Origin of the sequence: Hydrophilobacter chitinilyticus, assembly GCF_049860745.1 — a bacterium.
In the GTDB taxonomy this organism is placed as follows: Bacteria; Pseudomonadota; Gammaproteobacteria; order Burkholderiales; family Burkholderiaceae_C; genus Rhodoferax_B.
In genome coordinates this window covers 3,163,933-3,181,215 of record NZ_CP187561.1, presented here as the reverse complement: position 1 = coordinate 3,181,215, position 17,283 = coordinate 3,163,933, and the positions used below count along the sequence as shown (strand labels likewise).

Below are 17,283 nucleotides of genomic sequence, written 5' to 3'. Positions count from 1 at the left end.
AGGCGCCTTAAGTTTTGAGAGGTGGAAAGACAACGGCCACCCGCAGTCCGGTTTGCTTCTCTTCGTCAGAAAAGTCGAAGCGGATTTCTGCACCGATGCGATGGGCGATCGCCTGAACAATGGAGAGCCCCAAGCCGGATCCCAACTGCTCGCTGCCGATCATGCGGTAGAACGGATCAAACACCCGGGACCGTTCTGCGACTGGAATCCCTGGTCCGTTGTCCTGCACTTTCAACGTGGTACGCCCTGCGGTCGTTTCAACCGATAAATCAACCGTCCCTCCGTTGGGGGTATATCGAATGGCGTTATCGACCAGGTTTTTGACCAAGGCGATCAGGTCCAGTTCGCTCGCCCATACCTGGGCGTCTTCGGCACTTTTGACCCCGATATCAATGTGCTTGACTTCGGCAAGCGGCATCAGATCTTCCAACACCCGCCGATAGATGCTCTGGACGGACACTGGCGACTTTGGCGGTACAGACAGGGACTGCGCTTTCGCCAGGCTCAACAGTTGATCCAGCAGGTTTCTGCCACGCTCGATTCCCAAACGCAAAACTTTGAGCCGCTCTCGTGCCGCGTCGGACATTTCGGTTCCGGCGAGCCGTTCGGCTTGCAGCGACAGTGCCGTGAGCGGCGAGCGCAATTCATGTGCGGCGTCTGCGACGAAGCGTTGCTGCGATGCCATGGATTGGCTGACCCGCAGCAGCAATCGGTTGATGGCAACCGCAAATGGACGGACCTCCATGGGAAGGTGGCGGTCCTCGATAGGATGAAGTTCCCGCTCGGCACGCAGATCGATTTCGTTTGAGAGCTTGGCAATGGGCCTGAAAAGTTTGCGCACAAGATCGGCTACCACCAGCAGCAACACTGGCACCAAAATCAAAAATGGCAATACCGTGCGTAGCGCACCGGTTCGGGCGATTTCATTTCGGAAGCTGGACTCCTGAGAGACCGCCAGGCGCTCGCCGTTGTCCCGGGTCTTGACCAGAACACGAAACTCTTCGTCGTCAATGGTCAAGGTATGGAGTCCATCGGAAAGCGTCAGGGGTAACGACAGCGGCCCACCGGCGTCCACACTCAATGATGTGGGACTGCTCTCGCCCAAACGCTGGACGATCACACGTGATTCTTCGTTGCCATCTTTCAGGCGGGCATCGGTCCCTGGAGAGGAGGGCGACAGGTTTTGACGGTCCATAAGGTGCACAACCTGGCGCAAGACGTCATCTTGCAGATCGTGCGCCTCGTCAAAAGCCGACCAGAAAGAGAACGCGCCAGCGATCACCGCGATCCCCAGAATGGCCAGTGACAGCGTGAAGGAAAGCTTGAGCTGAACCGACTCATTCAGGCGCTTTTTGAGACCATCCATCCAACCCCCCTGACATTCTTAATGATCTCATTGCCGAGTTTGCGCCGCAGTGTGTGGATCAGGAATTCCACGGCATTGCCCTCGACTTCTTCTCCCCAGCCGTAGATGCGATCCTCCAGCTCGCTGCGTGACAATATCGCACCAGGGCGGACCAACAGCGCTTGCAACAACGAAAATTCGCGGTTGGACAACAGGACCAGGGCGCCCGACCTGACGCTGGCTTCCTTCGTGGCGGGATCGAGCGACACCTCGCCGTTGCTGAGGACCGGCGAAGCGCTGCCATTTTTACGCCGCAGCACGGCGCGCATCCGGGCCAAAAGTTCAGCCATCTCGAAGGGCTTGAGCACGTAGTCATCGGCCCCGCCGTCAAGGCCGCGCAGGCGATCGTCCAATCCGTCGCGTGCGGTCATGATGACCAGGGGAACGGCATTGCCACGGGAGCGAATGTTCGCAAGCACCTCCAGACCATCCTGACCGGGCAGGCCCAGGTCCAGCAAGACGAGATCGTAGTGCTGGCATCCCAGAGCGGTGAGCGCTGTGGACCCGCTCTTCACCCAGTCTGCTGCATAGGAGGCATCTTTCAGTGCGCCCTGGATCGCTTCACCAATCATGGGGTCATCTTCAACCAACAACACCCGCATTTCCAGTCCTTTGGTTTTTTTCAGCACATGGCATGCGCGCAATGCCATCACCGGTTCTCGTTTTTTTCACCGCCGTAGGCTAGATCGGTTGGGCCGATGGTGCAAGCGTCCGGCGAGGCGCCTGAATTTAACCTTGGAGGGTGTCGAACGTTTTAAGCAAATTGTCCATGGCAGCCTTGCAATCGGCTTGGCCGGGGTCTTTGGCGCGCAGCGCCTCCAGGGCCTTGTCGATGGCTTTGTCCAGAGCGTGCCAGTCGTCGGCTGCGCGTGGTTTCAGGCCTGCTTCGGCAGAGTCCCAGGAGACTTCCAGATCTTTGATGCGAGTCTTCGCTGCGGGCAGGTCACTTTTGTCGACCAGTGCGGCCACGTCGGCGGCAATGCCGCGGAAGGCGGTCAGGTCGCCCAGTTTGGAGCCGCCCTTGGCCTGCGGTGCTGCAGCGACATTGGCTGATGTTGTTGGCGCAGCGTTCGTGCCAACGGAATCGGCCGGTTTTGAACAGCCAGCCACCAAAGCCAGGAGCAAGGCCGCGGAAACGGTGGCGACTGTGGTGAATCGGCGGGGGAAGAGGTGGTGTGTGAGCATGGTTTCTCCTTGAAGGTGCAGGTTGTTATTCCGTGGTGGGGGACGATCTGTCGGTGTTCAGCCCCAACTGCGCGACGGCGACAAGCACGACGATGACCGACAGGAAAATCGCGCTCGTCCACATCGCGCCCATGCCAAGGCCGCCATAGGTCTTGGCCTGTGTCAGCAGATCGCCGAGTGCGGCGCCGAGCGGGCGGGTCAGGATGTAAGCGATCCAGAAGGTCGCCACTGCGTTGCCTCCCAGGCGCCAAACCGCAAACGTCAGCCCGATCAGTGCGCCAAACGCCAGCGTGCCCCAGACAAAACCGAGGCCCAGGGCCTCTGTGGCCAGGTCTCCGGCAGCAGTTCCCAGCGCGAAGGTGCACAGGATGGTCGCCCAGTAGAAGAGTTCTCGCCTGGGCGTCACGATGTCATGAATCGACAGGGTCCGTTCGCTCTCATGCCAAACGAAGAATATGGCGGCGAGGGCGACCGCAAATGCCGCGGTGCTGGCATAGAGGCTCACCCCCAGACCATCGGTCAGCAGGTCTGTGATTTGGGTGCCGACCACGCTGACCAGCACCACCGTCAGCCAGTAGATCCAAGGGGTGTAGCGCCGCGTGCGAAGCTGTGTCCACAAGGCGGAAACGAGCAAGACTCCCATCACCAAGCGGGTGACCCCTTGGCCCCATCCCGCGTTCACGGCCAGATAGTCTGCGCCCGTCTCGCCCACCGTGGTGGACATGATCTTGATGACCCAGAAGGACAGCGTGACTTCGGGGAACTTGTTAAGCCAGTCGCGTGGACCGGCCGCTTGCAATGCATTCATGGTTTTCCTGTCGAACTGAAAGGTTCTGCCTTCAGTTTGAACAGGAAAACTTAGCTCAGCCATAGGCGCGCACCACAACGCGCTTCAGGGCGATCTTTCTCGCCGAAACCGCTGGCCCACTACTGCGGCAGGTCCCCTGTGGGGCGACCCAACCATTTCACAGAGAGCTTGTCGAGGTCGCCGTTCTTCCTGGCTTCTACCAGAATCTCGTTGACCTTTGCCCGCAATTTGTCTTCACCTTTGCCAACGCCGATGAAGTTGGGGGAGTCTTTCAGCACGAACTTGAACTCGGTGCCCAATTGCGGGTTCTTCTGCATCATGGCGCCCGCTACCTGTGCGCTCGTGGCCACGAGTTGGGTTTGCCCGGCGGTAAATGCCGCGATGGTAGTGTTGTTGTCTTCAAAGCGGCGCAGCTCGGCGCTTGCGGGCGCGACTTTGGTCAACTCGGCATCATCCACCGATCCCCGGGTGACGGCAATCGACTTGCCGGCCAAATCGGCGGGGCTTTTCAGTGCCGTGGTCTTGGGGCCGAATACGGCGATGAAGAAGGGCGAATAAGCAGCGGTGAAATCGATGACTTGCTCACGCTCTGCATTCTTGCCGAGCGTGGAGATCACCAGATCTGCTTTCTTGGTTTGCAAATACGGAACGCGGTTGGCGGTGGTCACCGGAAGCAGGTCCGCCGTGGCGCCGAGCTTGGCGGCAATGTACATCGCCATGTCGATGTCCAGGCCCTGCGGTTTGAGGTCGGTTCCCACAAAGCCGTAAGGCGGAAAGTCTGTGGGGATGGCGATGCGAACGGTCTTGATGCGTATCACATCGTCGAGCGCAGTTTGTGCGTGGACGGTGGTGACGGCCAAGCTGGTGAGCGTCAAGGCAAAGGTGCAGATCAAGCGGCGTTGAACAAGGTTCATGGAGACTCCTAGTGGGATGGAAATGGTGAGGAACTCGATCAATCTCTGGGCTGGTCGGTGGCGGTTCAGCAGACGCGGCGCATAGGCTAGAAATGAAGCTGCAACGGAGCAAGTCCTTGGATATTCATTTGCACAACCGCCCCTTCGGATGCGAACAACATGCCGGTGCAAGACCCCGTGGTGATGACTTGGCCCGCCTGCAATCCGATGCCGCGCGCCGAGCAATGGTTGGCCAACCATGTGACCAGGTTTCCCACATCGCCGCTGGGATGCTCACCCACGGTATGCGCGACCACTTGGTCGTCGAAGCGCAGTTCGGCCTCGACCAATGAGAGATCAAACCACGACGGCGTGAACGGCTGGCGTTGCCCGAGGATCAAAGCGCCATGGCTCAACAGGTCGGCGAGCTGCGCTTTAGCGCCCGCGCCCAGCCAATCCGCAAGGCGGGTTTCGACCACCTCAACAATGGGCAAGACCGCATCGATGGCCGCCGCAAGATCGCTCTGCGTGTAGGGCTGCGGCCGTGAGGGCAGGCTCGACCCCAGTACAAAACCGACTTCGGCTTCAATGCCGCGCAGATGCCAGGCGGGGCCTTTCAACGCTGCACCGTTGGGCAACAGCCCGCTGGCCGGCAGTGGCGCGCAAGTCGGGGGCACGCCGGGCCCACGGGCGCCGACCTTCCAGCCGCCGATGGGGCCCAGCACAGACAACGTGGCATCTTGTACGGCGTAGGCCTCGTTGTTGTCCACCAGTGGCAAAGCGCCTGCCGGTAGCCGCGCGCCGTTGCTTCTGGCGGCGCACAGCGCCTGTGCAAGGTTGAAATGGGCCGCCGAAATGTGTGCCAAAGATGCAGATTGGGTTTGCAGCATGGAAGTGGTTAAAGCGTTGGAAAACGTGGCCAGGGGTGATGCCGTTGAAACTCGCCAGCCAATGCCAGCAGCCTGTCGTCGGCGCCCTCTGGTGCGACCAATTGCAAGCCCACCGGCAGGCCCTCAGCGAAGCCGCAGGGGAATGCCACCGCCGGTAGACCTGCTGCGTTGGCAAACGCGGCAAACACGGCATGGCCGCGAGGGCCGACCGCTTGCCCCGCGATGTGTGTGGGGTGGCTTTGGCTGGCGGGCCAGGGCAGGGCCGCAGCGGCGGGCGTCAGCAGAAAGTCGTACTGTTGGAACAACTCGCCCAGCGCATGGCGTAACTTTTCGATTTCAAACAACAGGTCGAACAGCTCCGTCGCGGGCAGAGCGCTGCCGGTGCAGTGGTTGGCCTGCATGGCGGGGCCAAACAAGTGCGGGTCGAATGTCCCATCCGGCATGGCTTGAGGGTGCAGTGCCAGCCAGGCCAGGCCGACTTGAGACAGCATGGGCCAGCGCTGGTTGACCGCTTCCGCAAGATCAAAGTGCTCGGTGGTGATGACCTTGTGTCCGAGCCGCGAGAGGTTCTGTGCCGCCACAGCGGTGAGACTGGCAATCTCGGCGTCGACCGGGTGCGCGCCAAATTGGGGAATGTACAGAATGCGTGCGGGCCGTTCCAAAGGCATCGTTGCCGGAGTTGCCGTGCCGATGATCTTCATCACCTCAATCACGTCTTCCACGTTGCGGGCAATGGGGCCCACCACTTCGAAGTCAAGAAAGATGGCTGGCAGGCCGTTGCCACGTGGCACCCGCCCACGCGAAGGTTTGAAGCCGACCAGATGCGTGTGCGAGGCTGGGCGGCGAATTGAACCACCGCCGTCCGTGGCAAGGGCCACAGGACATCCGCCAGCCGCCACCAGGGCGACCGCGCCACCCGACGAGCCACCTGGCGTCAGCGTGGGATTCCAGGGGTTGCTTGTGGTGCCGAAGACCAGGTTGTCGGTATAGCCCTGCATGGTGAACTCGGGCACGTTGGTCTTGCCGAAGATCACGGCGCCCGCCTGGCGCAGTTGTGCCACCGGGCGCTCGTCGTGCATGGCCTTTTGGCCGCTCAGCGCCTGGCTGCCCCAATGGGTTGGCAGGTCACGCACCAGCAAATTGTCTTTGACCGTGATCGGCACACCGTCCAGCGCACTGAGCGGCACCCCATTGCGCCATCGCTCGCTGCTGTGTGTGGCGGCCTGCAACGCGCCCTCTGCGTCGAGGGCTGTTAGGGCATTGATTTTCGGGTTGACCTCGGTGCTGCGGGCGATGCAAGCCTGCAACGCATCGACCGGGCTGAAGGTGCCCGCGCGGTATCCCGCAACCAGCTCCGTCGCAGAGAGTTGCCACAAGGGGCGAGACTGTGCTTCAGCCATGTGCCACCTCACAGGCCACCAGATGCTGGTGACCAATTTCTGCCAACGGCGGTTTGCTTGTGGCGCAACGCGGCACGGCACGCGGGCACCGGTCACGGAAAGCGCAACCGGTGGGCAGTTGGGTCAGGTCGGGCGGTGCGCCAGGGATGCCCTCGATCCGCGTGCCACGCGCGGTGCCGTGAATGGTCGATGCCAACAGCGCTTGTGTGTAAGGGTGGCGAGGCTGCAGCAGCACTTCTTCGGCCGTGCCGATCTCGACAATGCGCCCCGCATACATCACCGCCACGCGGTCGCAGATCTCGGCGGCCACGCCCAAGTCGTGGGTGACGAAGATGGCACTCATGCCCAGCCGCTGTTGCAGTTCGCGCAGGATCAGCAACACTTGGATCTGCACCGTGGCGTCGAGCGCTGTGGTGGGTTCATCGGCCAAGACCAACTTCGGGTTGCAGGACAAGGCCATCGCAATCATGGCGCGCTGCCGCATTCCCCCCGACATCTCATGCGGGTAGTTGGCCAGACGTGCCCGCGCCGAGGGTACTTTGACCTGCTCCAACAAAGACTGGGCGCGCGCCAGCGACTCTGCCTGGCTACACCCCAAGTGGCGGCGCAGCATTTCGCTGATCTGCTGGCCGATGGTGTAGACCGGGTCGAGCACCAAGCCCGGGTCTTGAAACACCATCGACACGGTGTCGCCTCGGTAGCGGCCGAGCGCGTCTTCAGACATGCCCATCACGTCTTGCCCATCCACGGCAATGGACCCAGAGATTTGGCTGCTGCCCTGCGGCAGCAGCCGCATCAGCGCACGCATGGTGACGCTCTTGCCACTTCCTGATTCACCAATCAGCCCCAGCACCTCGCCGGGCTGGACGTCAAAGCTGATGTTGTCTACCGCGTGAGCGATGCCACGGCGCGTGTGAAAACGTACGTTGAGGTTGCGCACACTGGCGACGGGTTGCGCTGCCGATGGCGTGGAAGTCATCTGGTTCATACCGTGGCTCCGGTGGCTGGTGCAGCGGCTACATGCCAACGGCCGGTGGCGGCGTGCAGCATGTGGCACGCTGCGCGATGGCCATCGGCGCGGGGCGGTGTGCCGGTTTCTTCGTCTTTGCTCTGCGGCACGGCAGCAAACATGGGTTCTTCGTTCGCACAAATATCGGCCGCATGGATACAGCGTGTGCGAAAACGGCAACCGCTCGGCGGGTCGATGGGGCTGGGTGGGTCGCCGACGATGGGTGGCACCATGGTGCGGTGGCGTGGGTCCATGCTGGGCATGGAGGCCAGCAGCGCCTGGGTATAAGGGTGGGCTGGGCGCTCGTACACGTCTTGCACCGGCCCCATCTCCACGATCTTGCCAAGGTACATCACCAAAACTTGGTCGCTGATGTACTGAACGACGTTCAGATCATGGGAGATGAAGAGATAGGTCAGCCCAAACTCCTCTTTCAACTCGCGCAACAGGTTCAACACCTGGATCTCTACAGATTTGTCGAGAGCCGAAACCGCCTCGTCAAAAATCACCACGTCGGGCCGTGTCGCCAGTGCGCGCGCAATGTTGACGCGCTGACGCTGTCCACCGGAGACCTCGTGCGGATAGCGCGTGGCAAAACGCTCGGGCGCCAGCCCTACACGCCGCAGCAGATCGTGGGCGGTGGCGCGTGCGTCGGCACGGGCAGTACCTTGCACGATGGGGCCGAACATGATCGAGTCTTCAATGGTCATGCGTGGGTTCAGCGAGGCGAAGGAGTCCTGGAAAACCATCTGCACCTTGCGGCGCAGGGCTTTCAGGCGCTCGGCATTCGAAGAGATCTGAACGCCCGCGATGCGGATGTCTCCGGCCGTGGCTTCGGTCAGCCCCATCAGCAGCCGGGCCAGCGTGGATTTGCCGCAGCCAGATTCACCCACAATGCCCAGCGTGGCGCCCACGCCGAGCTTGAAGGAGATGTCGGACACGGCGTGCACCATGCGTGGTTTGGCGCCCCACTTCTCGGCGCGCACATGGAACTGTTTGCGCAGGCCGGCAACGTCCACAATGGCGGGCAGGGCGGCGGCGTGATCGGTGGTTTGTGCCGAACTCATGACTTCACCTCCATGGCTTGCCGCAGGCCATCGGCCACGAGGTTGAAGCACAGTGACACGATGAAGATCATCACGCCCGGCAACGCCGCCAGCATGGGCTGCGAGTAGAGCGAGTTGCGCAGGGTGTTCAGCATCAAGCCCCATTCCGGGGTGGGGGGCTTGGCGCCCAGGCCGATGAACGACAGACCCGCAGCCATGATGATGGAGACGGACAGCAGGCTCGTGGCATACACCAGAACCGGCCCCACCACGTTGCTCAAAATGTGCAGGCGCATGATTTGCGCATTGCTTGCGCCACTGGCACGTGCGGCGTCAATGAACTCGATCGCGCGCACTTGGGTGACGGCGCTTTCGGTGACGCGCACCAAGGGGGGAATCATCACGATGGTGAGCGCCAGCAGCGTGTTGCCAACGCCTGCGCCCAGCGCCCCCGCAATGGCGACGGCCAGCAAAACAGAAGGAAACGCGAACACCACGTCCACGCTGCGCATGATGATGGCGTTGGCTTTTCCTCCAATGAAACTGGCCACCATGCCCAAGGTGCCACCGATGCCCAGCGCCATGGCCACGGGCGCAATGCCCATCAGCAACGAGAGGCGCGCCCCATACAACAGGCGCGTCAACATGTCGCGGCCCAGTTCGTCGGTGCCCAGCCAATGGCCGGGTGTGCCGATGGGCTTGAGGCGGAGCAGGGCGCTGCCTTTGGTGGGGTCGCTGGGCGCGATCAGCGGCGCGGCTAAAGCGGCCAACACCAGCAAAGCCAGCACCCCTAGGCAGATGACCGCAACGCGGTCGCGCAGCAGACGCCCTCCCACGTCACGCCAGTAATGGCTTTGGGGCTGGATTGGCTGCGCAGGAGGATGCGTGGAGGCGGAGGTAATGGCGTTCATACGCGTTTCATCCGAGGGTCGAACAGGGGTTGCAAAAGGTCCACGACGAGATTGAGCGCGACAAAAAACATCGCCAACACAAAGATCGTGCCCTGCAGCAAGGGGATGTCGCGCTGCAGAATGGCCGTATTCAGGAGCAGGCCGGTGCCTGGCCAGGAGAACACCGTTTCCACCAAAATAGAGCCCGCCATGAGGTAGCCCAGTTGCACGCCAAACACCGCCAGCGTGGTGGGGGCAATGTTCTTTGCCAGATGGCGGAAGATCGCGCCCCGGCCCATGCCTTTGGCGACCAAGCCCATGATGAAATCTTTGGACAAGGTGTCTGCGACCAGCGCGCGCACCGAACGCATCACAATGCCGGCCGGCATCGCGGCCAGGGTCAACACCGGCAAGATGACATACGGCAGTTGCGACAGCGACCAGCCGCCAGAACCATCCGGCCCAGCGCCCATGGACGGCAGCCAGTTCAGCTTGGCTGAAAAAATTGCCACCAACACAATGCCCAGCCAGTAGTGCGGAATGGAAACGCCGCCGATAGCGAGGGCCGAGAGCACGCGGTCACTGGCGCTACCTTGTCGATAACCGGCCACTACGCCGAGTGCGCCCCCCAGCGTAAACGCCAGCGTGGCCGCCAGCACGGCCAACAGCAACGAGTTGCCGATGGCTTTGCCAATTTCATCGGCCACCGGGCGGCCTGAGCTGATGGACTTGCCCAGGTCGCCCGTCACCGCGCGCTTCAGCCACAGCAAATACTGGGCGGGCAAAGGTTTGTCGAGCCCGTACTCGGCCTTGATGCTGTTCACCACCTCTTGCGAAGCGTCTGCCGGCAGCACCGCTTGCAGCGGATCGCCAGGCGCCAGGTACACCAGCGAAAAGCACAGCAGGGTGACCGCCAGCGCGATCGGCACCGCGTAGAGCACGCGCTTGATGAGGTAGTGAAGCATGTTGCTGATGTCGCTGATATCGCTTGTGCAGAGGTACAGGCCGTGCGCTTACTTGTCCATCGAGATGGTGGTGAAGTCCTGGAACCAGTTCTGTGCCTGCACAAAGCCTTTGACCTTTTTCGACATGGCGCGCGGAGCCACGTCGTGTGCCACGAACAGGAACAGCGCATCGTTCACATACTTTTCATGCACTTTCTGCAGCGTGACCAGTTGTGCCTTGGGGTCGAACTCCGTGCGCACCTTGTCGAGCATTGCGTCCATGTCCTTGTCTTCGTAGTAGCCCCAGTTCGTTCCCTTGGGCGCGACCAAGCGGCTGTCGACGTGGCGAATCAGCGCCGTGAACGGGTCTTGGCTGAAGTAGGAGCTGTTGGTAGACGCAGCGCCTTTGCTGCCAGGGTCCTTGGCGCCTGCGCGCCAGTTGGCCAGCAACGCATTCCAGTCGCGCACGTCGAATTCGACGTTGATGCCGATTTCAGCCAGGTTCTGCTGAATGAATTCGTTCATCAGTTGCGGCTGCATCTGGCCGGAGCCGGAGGGCGAAATGATGGCTTTCACCGTGAGCGGCTTCGCCTTGGAATACCCGGTCTGGGCCATCAGCGCCTTGGCGGCGGCCAAGTCGTACTTCACGTCAAAGGTCGGCTTGCCAAACCACGAGCTGTTGGGGGGCACCATGCCTTTGGCCGAAACCATCATGCCGCCCAGCAGCTCCTTCATGCCTTCGCGGTCGATGGCCAGATTGGCGGCTTTGCGCACGCGGATGTCGTTCCACGGAGAGCCTTCCACGCGAGAGAAATGCCATGGCCACACATGTGGGTAGACGTTGCTGGTGATGTTGAACCCTGCGCCTTTCAGGTCAGCGATCGACTCCCCAGGCGGGGCTTCAATCCAGTCCACCTGGCCAGAGCGCAAAGCCGCGACGCGAGCCGACGCATCTGGCACCGGCAACAGCACCATGGCGTCGAGCTTGGGAATACGCGCCGCATTCCAGTAGCCGGTGTTGGGGATCAGCACGGCACGCTCGCGCGGCACGTAGGTCTGCAGCTTCCACGGGCCGGTGCCCGAGGGTGACTTCAAGAATGCGTCCCAGCTTTTGCCTACCGCCTGCCACTGTGCGGGGCTGGACATGACGATCAGCGCGAGTTGGAAAGGCAGCAGGGCATCCGGCTCGCTGGTCGTGATCTCCAGCGTGTTGGCGTCTATTGCGCGGTAGCTCTTGATGGTGGGAATGCGCCCCTTGCCCTGCGCCGATTGCTTGGGGTCGAACTGCTCGGATTGTGGGTTCAGCAGTTTGTCGAAGTTCCAGACCACCGACTGGGCCGAGAAGGCGGAGCCATCGTGAAACTTCACGCCCTGGCGCAGTTTGAACGTCCAGCGCGTTTTGTCGCTGGCGTCGACCTTCCACTCCGTGGCCAGGCCCGGGATCAACTGAGGTGGTTTGTCGCCGGTGCTGAGGTCATAGGTGATCAGCGCTTCAAACAAGGCGAAGCCGATGAAGCGTTGTCCTTCGGCACCTTGGTCGGTTTGCCCGTTGGGCAGAGGAATGTCGGATGTGGTCATGGCCACGCGCAATGTGCCTGCGGCCCATGCACCACCCAGCGTGGCGCAAAGTGCCAGACCGACCGCCAGGGCGCGGGCGCTGCGCCAACGTGGTCGCGTCAAGCCAGCGTTCGAAAAATCAAAATGCGGAGTGCTCACTGCATGCGTCCTTTCACGGAAGAGGCGCCAGGACATCTGGCGATTGATGACGTGATTGGACCGCGAGGCGCGTGGCGATTGCAGACTATTCCGCAGCGCGGGATGAAGCGAAAACTCTCTTAAAAATCAATGGCTTGAGATGGATTTGGCGTGGGAATAGCGGCATGGGCCAGGCGCCCGCCATAGGCCACGGTGATCTCGTCAGCCGCTGCGCGCACCACTTCGCCCAGACCCGCAAAGTCGGTGTGCTTGATGCGTTGGGTGGGCCCCACCAGAGAGATGGCGGCCAGCGGTTGTCCTAGTTCATCGCAAATGGCGGCCGCGATACAACGCAGGCCGAGCGCGTTCTGTTCGTCGTCGACGGCATAACCCGCGCGACGCACTTCGCCCAAGGTTTCGTGCAGGCGCGAGGCACGCGCGATGGTGTTGTTGGTGAGCTTGGGCAAGCCATAGGTCCGCAGGTACTGCAAGACATCGTCTTCCGGCATGGCCGCCAAAATGGCTTGCCCCATGGCAGTGCCATGCAGCGGTGCACGAAAACCCAACTTGCCCATGGCGCGCATTTGCTCGCGGCTTTCCACTTGATTGACGAACACGATGTCGCCCAGGTCTGCGATGCCGAGGTTGATGCTTTCGCCGCTGTGGTCGCGAAGCCGGCGCATGATGGGTAACGCTACGGACGCCATGTTGCGCCGACGCGCGAACGCGGCGCCCACGGAAAAGCAGCGAACACCGACGTACCAGAGGCTGGTTTCACGGTCGAAGTGAACAAATTGACGCTGTTCAAGCGTGGTCAACAGGCGGTGCGCCGTGGAAGTGGAGAGCCCGCTGCGTGCTGCAATGTCCACCAAACGGTAGCCATCGTCGTCGTTGGCCAGCAACTCCAAGAGCTGCAGTGCGCGCATGAGCGACTGGACCGTGCTGTCGCCATCACGGTCCATCCGGGTAATTTTGGCGGCCTTGGTTTGCCGCGCCGTCGAAGTTTCAGCCATGCAGTGGCACAGCAAGTTTTGCGCCTGACCCTTTTCGTGGCGTTGCGATCTCTTACCAACGCGCCCGTGCTTGACAATGGAGACCGAACGCCTGCCTCCTGCGGTTCTTGTGTTCTGGGGAGAGTTTTTCTGCGCACATGCCAATTTCGCTCGAGTAGATGTACTACCCTTATCGAGCAGGTTTTTATGCGCATGCCCATCTGAGCAAAGTAGCATCGGCGGTCATAATCTCTGGCTCCGCCGCACAAGCAAGGCGGGTCGGGCAGTGGCATGAAAATCGCTTGTCTAAACGTTACTGCAGGAACGTCATGGCCATCACTATTCCTCTTTCATCGAAGCTTGCCGTCACAGCGGAGCAGACCTACTTCCTGCGGCAAAGCAGCCAACCGAACTATCACTTCGACTGGCATATGCACGACTGCGCAATGCTGCTGTGGCCCAAGCTCGGGGCGCTCGACAGCCGCTGGATGCCTGAGCCCGGTACAGCGCCCCAGGGGCTGCAGTTGGTCCGCAACATGGCTTTGCTGCTGCCTGCTTCTGCTGCGCACAGCACACGCTCCTATGCGCATCGTCAACGCCATGGCGAGCTGTACTTGCGGCCCGAACTGTTGGGCCGGCGCAGCCACTATGGGGTATTTCAACTGGATGCGGCGGCGGTAGCCATGCTGGATGCGTTGGCTGCGCCAGCACTGGCACCGGCCAGCGGCGAGCCTCTGGTGCAGGCGCTGATGGCTCAACTCGCGACGCGCCAGCCAACGCAGTGGCTGCGCTCGGAGCATTCGGATCAGACGGAGTCGGTCTCGCAGCGGATGCTGAAGTGTTTTGCGCGCGCACTTGACTTGGAAACCCCTATGCCGACGGTGGAAGCGGTGGCCGATGAGTTGGGGGTCTCGGTTCGTGGTCTGCAGCGCGCTTGCGCAACGGAACTGGGCAATAGCCCCGTCGCCGTGCGCCGTCTTCTGTTAGCCGCCAAGGCGCGCGAACTGATGGCATTGGGTATGTCGCCGGCCAGGGTCAGTCCTCACCTCGGTTTCACCCACAGCGGGCATCTCAACAGGCTACTGCGTGAGGTGCCAGCCTAAACTTTTGGCGGCGCAGCGGTTCGCCTGTCGCGAATCGGTTGCCGTGTTGTCGTCTTTGGGTTCGCGTGTACAAGCAACTGTTCCTAGCATGACATCATCGTTGTGCCTTTGGAGCTCCCGTGATCGCTTACCCTTCATCCCCGTCGCGTCGGCATGCCTTGGCATGGGTTGCGACGGTGGCGGCCGTTGCCAGCCTCAGCCCGCTGGCCGCCAGCGCCCAGGCTTGGCCTAGTCGCCCCATCACCATCGTTGTTCCGTTTCCCCCTGGCGGGGGAACGGACCTGGCCATCCGCAGTATTCAATCGCAGTTGCAGAAGGAACTTGGCCAGCCCATCGTGATTGACAACCGCGCGGGCGCGGGCGGCACGATTGGTTCAGCCTACGTTGCCAAGGCTTCACCTGATGGTTATACGGCCGTACTGGCCACCACCAGCACCCATGCGGTCAGCGTGAGTGTCTACCCAAGCCTGCCGTATGACCCCGCCAAGGACTTTGCCTACGCCGGCTTTTTGGGGACGTCGCCCTACGTGCTGGCCGTCAACCCGGCACTCCACGGCGCGGATGTCAAGTCGCTCATCGCCACGCTCAAGCAGAACCCGCAGCAGTACAGCTTTGCCTCCGTAGGTGCCGGCACCGTATCCCACTTGCTCGGCGAGCAGTTCAAAGCCTATGCCGGCGTGCCGCTGGTGCATATTCCTTACAGGGGCGCCGCTCCAGCCTATACCGATCTGATGGGCGGCCAGGTGCAGTTGATGTTCGACAATCCGGCGGGCCTGGTGCCCTATATCCGCAGCGGCAAGCTGGTGGCTGTGGCCACAACGGCACCCAATGCCCTACTGGCCGGTGTGCCGACCTTTGAGCAGCAAGGTGTACCCCATTTCACCCAGTCGCTTTGGTATGGCGTGGCGTTTCCCCGCGGGACCCCCGGCCCGGTGGTGCAACGCTTCAACCAGGCGTTGAACAAGGTATTGGCGGATCGGGCCGTATCGGCCGACTTTGCCGCCAAGGGCATCAATGCCCGCCCAAGTACGCCGGCTGAGTTGCAAGCCGCCGTCGCAGCCGATATCCCTTACTGGGGGCGCATCGCCAAAGCCGTGGGAGCCAAAATTGACTGAACGCATTCTTTCTGCACCACCAAGCATGCCGCCTGCTACGGGCGAGTTGCGCCAGGTAGACGTTTTTATTGGTGGTCCCGGCGGCGGCAACCCGGTGCCTTTGGTGGCTGATGCTTCAGCGCTGTCTGCGCCAGACATGCAGGCCATCGCTCACGCAACCGGACACGAGTCGGCCTTCGTGTTGAAACCCTCCAAGCCAGGAGCCGACTGGCGATTTCGATTCTTCGTGCCGCAACACGAGATGGAGATGTGTGGCCATGCCACCGTGGGGACGCTGTGGGCCATGCGCCAATGGGGCTGGTGGTCTACCCGTGCGGCGCGTATCGAAACCATGAGCGGGCTGGTCGACGCCGAATGGGACGATGTGGGCCACCGGGTTTGGATCTCGCAGCCGGCGGTGCAGACCAAGGCGTTGTCTGTCGATGCGGCGCATCGTGTGGGCACCGTACTGGGGTTGTCTGCGGCCGGTGTGCCGCAGATGACCAATGCCAGCACCAGCCGCATCAAGACCCTGGTCCCCATGCCTGATGTGGCGGCGCTGCAGGTTCTGCGACCTGATTTTTCCGCCATGGAAGCGTTGTGTGCGTCGATTGACTCGACAGGCCTTTACCCTTACGCACAGGCTGACTTGTCGGCAGCGGAAGAGCCCGTGGTCATGGCACGCCAGTTTCCCAAATCGTCGGGGTACCCCGAAGACGCCGCCACCGGCATTGCGGCGGCCGCACTGTGGGGGCATCTTGCAGCCATCGGAGCCGTGGCTGTCGGCACAGTTGAAGCGCCGGTCGTGTGTACCGTGCGCCAAGGCGATGCCATGGGCAGGCCATCGGCCATTTTGGTGAAGGCGCGTTTTGACGAAGCTGGCCGTCGCGTTGGCTGCTGGCTGAGCGGGCAGGCCGCATGGGGCCAACCGGCTTGACGATTGCCGCCTGCGGCGTTGCGTTTCATCGACGGCAGGCGTCGGCCCACGGAGAAGGGCTGGTGGGCACGCTCGTGTCGGAAAGCGGCTATCTGGTCGGTGTGTCCCTGGGCCAGCAGGCTCAGGACCAGATGTCCGATGCGTCCTGCATCACGATCCGTAGGTTCGAAGCCCCCGTTGACACCCTTTTTCCAGGGGGAACAGACTTCCTGCTCATGGAAGTTCCGCAAAGCTCGGTGGCCCGCGCGCTTGGCCGGCAAGGTCTGCGGAGTATGCGCGCGCGGTCGCTCAACTGCGTCAGCGACGTCAAAGATCCGGTCATCGCGAGTTTGGCCCGCGCCATCGTTTCTGTATTGGAGCGCCCAGCTCAAGCCAGCGGTCTCTTTTGGGACCAGATGGGCGAAGTGATCACCACCTACCTGCTAGAAAAATACGGTAGCCCCAACGCACCGTTGAACAAAACCTGCACGGCCTTGCCTCGGCATATCGAGGCCAAGGCCAAGGACATGCTGCGCTCCCGGCTTGGTGGATCGGTCTCCATTGCGGCCATCGCCGATGCATGCGCACTCTCGCGCAGCTATTTCAGCAAGGCATTTCGCGAGGCCACCGGCAGCACGCCGCATCAGTGGCTCACGCGCGAAAGACTGGAGAGGGCACGCGCCATGCTCAAGCGCGATGCGACCACGTTGGCTGACATTGCCGCTGCCTGCGGCTTTGCCGACCAAAGCCATTTCACGCGGGTTTTCACTGCGGCCGAAGGCGTGTCTCCAGGGGCTTGGCGTAAGCGCTTGGCCTGATCGAGGCTGTGTGCTGCGCCAAGCGCGGGTTTTCCTGGGGGTGTGTCATCGTCTTGTCGCAAACGGGTTGCTGGGATGTCGTGTTCCGGTTGGTCTGATGGGCGTCGCGCTTTTAGCATGAAACCAACTTCATGCAACCGGAATCACCGTGCGACATCGACCACCTTTTCAGACACGTATTCATCCATTGATCCA

Annotated in this window: 17 protein-coding genes; 4 read left to right on the top strand and 13 right to left on the bottom strand. The window is 61.7% G+C overall.

Going from position 1 to position 17,283, the window contains the following annotated elements; all coding sequences use genetic code 11:
- Positions 1-7: 7 nt before the first annotated feature.
- From ACPWMG_RS14075 to ACPWMG_RS14015, 13 genes are all read right to left on the bottom strand, one after another.
- On the bottom strand, positions 8-1,366 hold the full coding sequence (locus ACPWMG_RS14075; RefSeq protein ID WP_483300117.1) for an ATP-binding protein: 1,359 nt from the start codon (positions 1,364-1,366) through the stop codon (positions 8-10).
- Positions 1,342-2,007 (bottom strand): response regulator transcription factor, encoded by a 666-nt coding sequence (locus tag ACPWMG_RS14070; RefSeq protein WP_483305246.1) that lies wholly within the window; start codon positions 2,005-2,007, stop codon positions 1,342-1,344. Before ACPWMG_RS14070 ends, ACPWMG_RS14075 begins: the two co-directional genes overlap by 25 nt.
- Before the next feature lie 127 nt (positions 2,008-2,134).
- Positions 2,135-2,590, bottom strand: a complete 456-nt coding sequence (locus tag ACPWMG_RS14065) for a hypothetical protein (RefSeq protein WP_483300116.1) — start codon at positions 2,588-2,590, stop codon at positions 2,135-2,137.
- 25 nt (positions 2,591-2,615) lie between these two features.
- Positions 2,616-3,398: a COG4705 family protein gene (locus ACPWMG_RS14060; protein WP_483300115.1), complete on the bottom strand. Its 783-nt coding sequence runs from the start codon at positions 3,396-3,398 to the stop codon at positions 2,616-2,618.
- Positions 3,399-3,517: 119 nt separating this feature from the next.
- Complete coding sequence (locus ACPWMG_RS14055) at positions 3,518-4,312, bottom strand: transporter substrate-binding domain-containing protein (RefSeq protein ID WP_483300114.1); 795 nt, start codon at positions 4,310-4,312, stop codon at positions 3,518-3,520.
- 86 nt (positions 4,313-4,398) lie between these two features.
- Positions 4,399-5,181 carry a 2-keto-4-pentenoate hydratase gene (locus tag ACPWMG_RS14050; protein WP_483300113.1) on the bottom strand — a complete coding sequence of 261 codons (783 nt, stop codon included), beginning with the start codon at positions 5,179-5,181 and terminating at the stop codon, positions 4,399-4,401.
- Between the two features lie 8 nt (positions 5,182-5,189).
- Positions 5,190-6,581: an amidase gene (locus tag ACPWMG_RS14045; protein ID WP_483300112.1), complete on the bottom strand. Its 1,392-nt coding sequence runs from the start codon at positions 6,579-6,581 to the stop codon at positions 5,190-5,192.
- Positions 6,574-7,569, bottom strand: coding sequence for an ABC transporter ATP-binding protein (locus tag ACPWMG_RS14040; protein ID WP_483300111.1), 996 nt, complete (start codon positions 7,567-7,569; stop codon positions 6,574-6,576). Before ACPWMG_RS14040 ends, ACPWMG_RS14045 begins: the two co-directional genes overlap by 8 nt.
- Positions 7,566-8,657, bottom strand: coding sequence for an ABC transporter ATP-binding protein (locus ACPWMG_RS14035; protein WP_483300110.1), 1,092 nt, complete (start codon positions 8,655-8,657; stop codon positions 7,566-7,568). Before ACPWMG_RS14035 ends, ACPWMG_RS14040 begins: the two co-directional genes overlap by 4 nt.
- Entirely contained in the window at positions 8,654-9,547 is an 894-nt protein-coding gene (locus ACPWMG_RS14030) for an ABC transporter permease (RefSeq protein WP_483300109.1), read from the bottom strand. Before ACPWMG_RS14030 ends, ACPWMG_RS14035 begins: the two co-directional genes overlap by 4 nt.
- The gene (locus ACPWMG_RS14025) at positions 9,544-10,491 is read right to left on the bottom strand and encodes an ABC transporter permease (RefSeq protein WP_483300108.1); all 948 of its coding nucleotides are present in this window, start codon (positions 10,489-10,491) and stop codon (positions 9,544-9,546) included. The genes ACPWMG_RS14030 and ACPWMG_RS14025 overlap by 4 nt, the downstream gene beginning before the upstream one ends.
- Before the next feature lie 48 nt (positions 10,492-10,539).
- On the bottom strand, positions 10,540-12,186 hold the full coding sequence (locus ACPWMG_RS14020; RefSeq protein ID WP_483300107.1) for an ABC transporter substrate-binding protein: 1,647 nt from the start codon (positions 12,184-12,186) through the stop codon (positions 10,540-10,542).
- A 119-nt stretch (positions 12,187-12,305) separates the two neighbouring features.
- Positions 12,306-13,178, bottom strand: a complete 873-nt coding sequence (locus ACPWMG_RS14015) for an IclR family transcriptional regulator (RefSeq protein ID WP_483300106.1) — start codon at positions 13,176-13,178, stop codon at positions 12,306-12,308.
- 308 nt (positions 13,179-13,486) lie between these two features.
- Here ACPWMG_RS14015 and ACPWMG_RS14010 point away from each other — a divergent pair, with 308 nt between their 5' ends.
- The 4 genes from ACPWMG_RS14010 (at position 13,487) to ACPWMG_RS13995 (ending at position 17,088) form a co-directional block, all read left to right on the top strand.
- Positions 13,487-14,260, top strand: coding sequence for a helix-turn-helix transcriptional regulator (locus ACPWMG_RS14010; RefSeq protein ID WP_483300105.1), 774 nt, complete (start codon positions 13,487-13,489; stop codon positions 14,258-14,260).
- Between the two features lie 119 nt (positions 14,261-14,379).
- A complete protein-coding gene (locus ACPWMG_RS14005) occupies positions 14,380-15,375 on the top strand; it encodes a Bug family tripartite tricarboxylate transporter substrate binding protein (RefSeq protein ID WP_483300104.1) in 996 nt (331 codons plus the stop codon).
- 25 nt (positions 15,376-15,400) lie between these two features.
- A complete protein-coding gene (locus ACPWMG_RS14000) occupies positions 15,401-16,291 on the top strand; it encodes a PhzF family phenazine biosynthesis protein (protein ID WP_483300103.1) in 891 nt (296 codons plus the stop codon).
- Positions 16,288-17,088 (top strand): helix-turn-helix domain-containing protein, encoded by an 801-nt coding sequence (locus ACPWMG_RS13995; protein ID WP_483300102.1) that lies wholly within the window; start codon positions 16,288-16,290, stop codon positions 17,086-17,088. Before ACPWMG_RS14000 ends, ACPWMG_RS13995 begins: the two co-directional genes overlap by 4 nt.
- Positions 17,089-17,283: the final 195 nt, after the last annotated feature.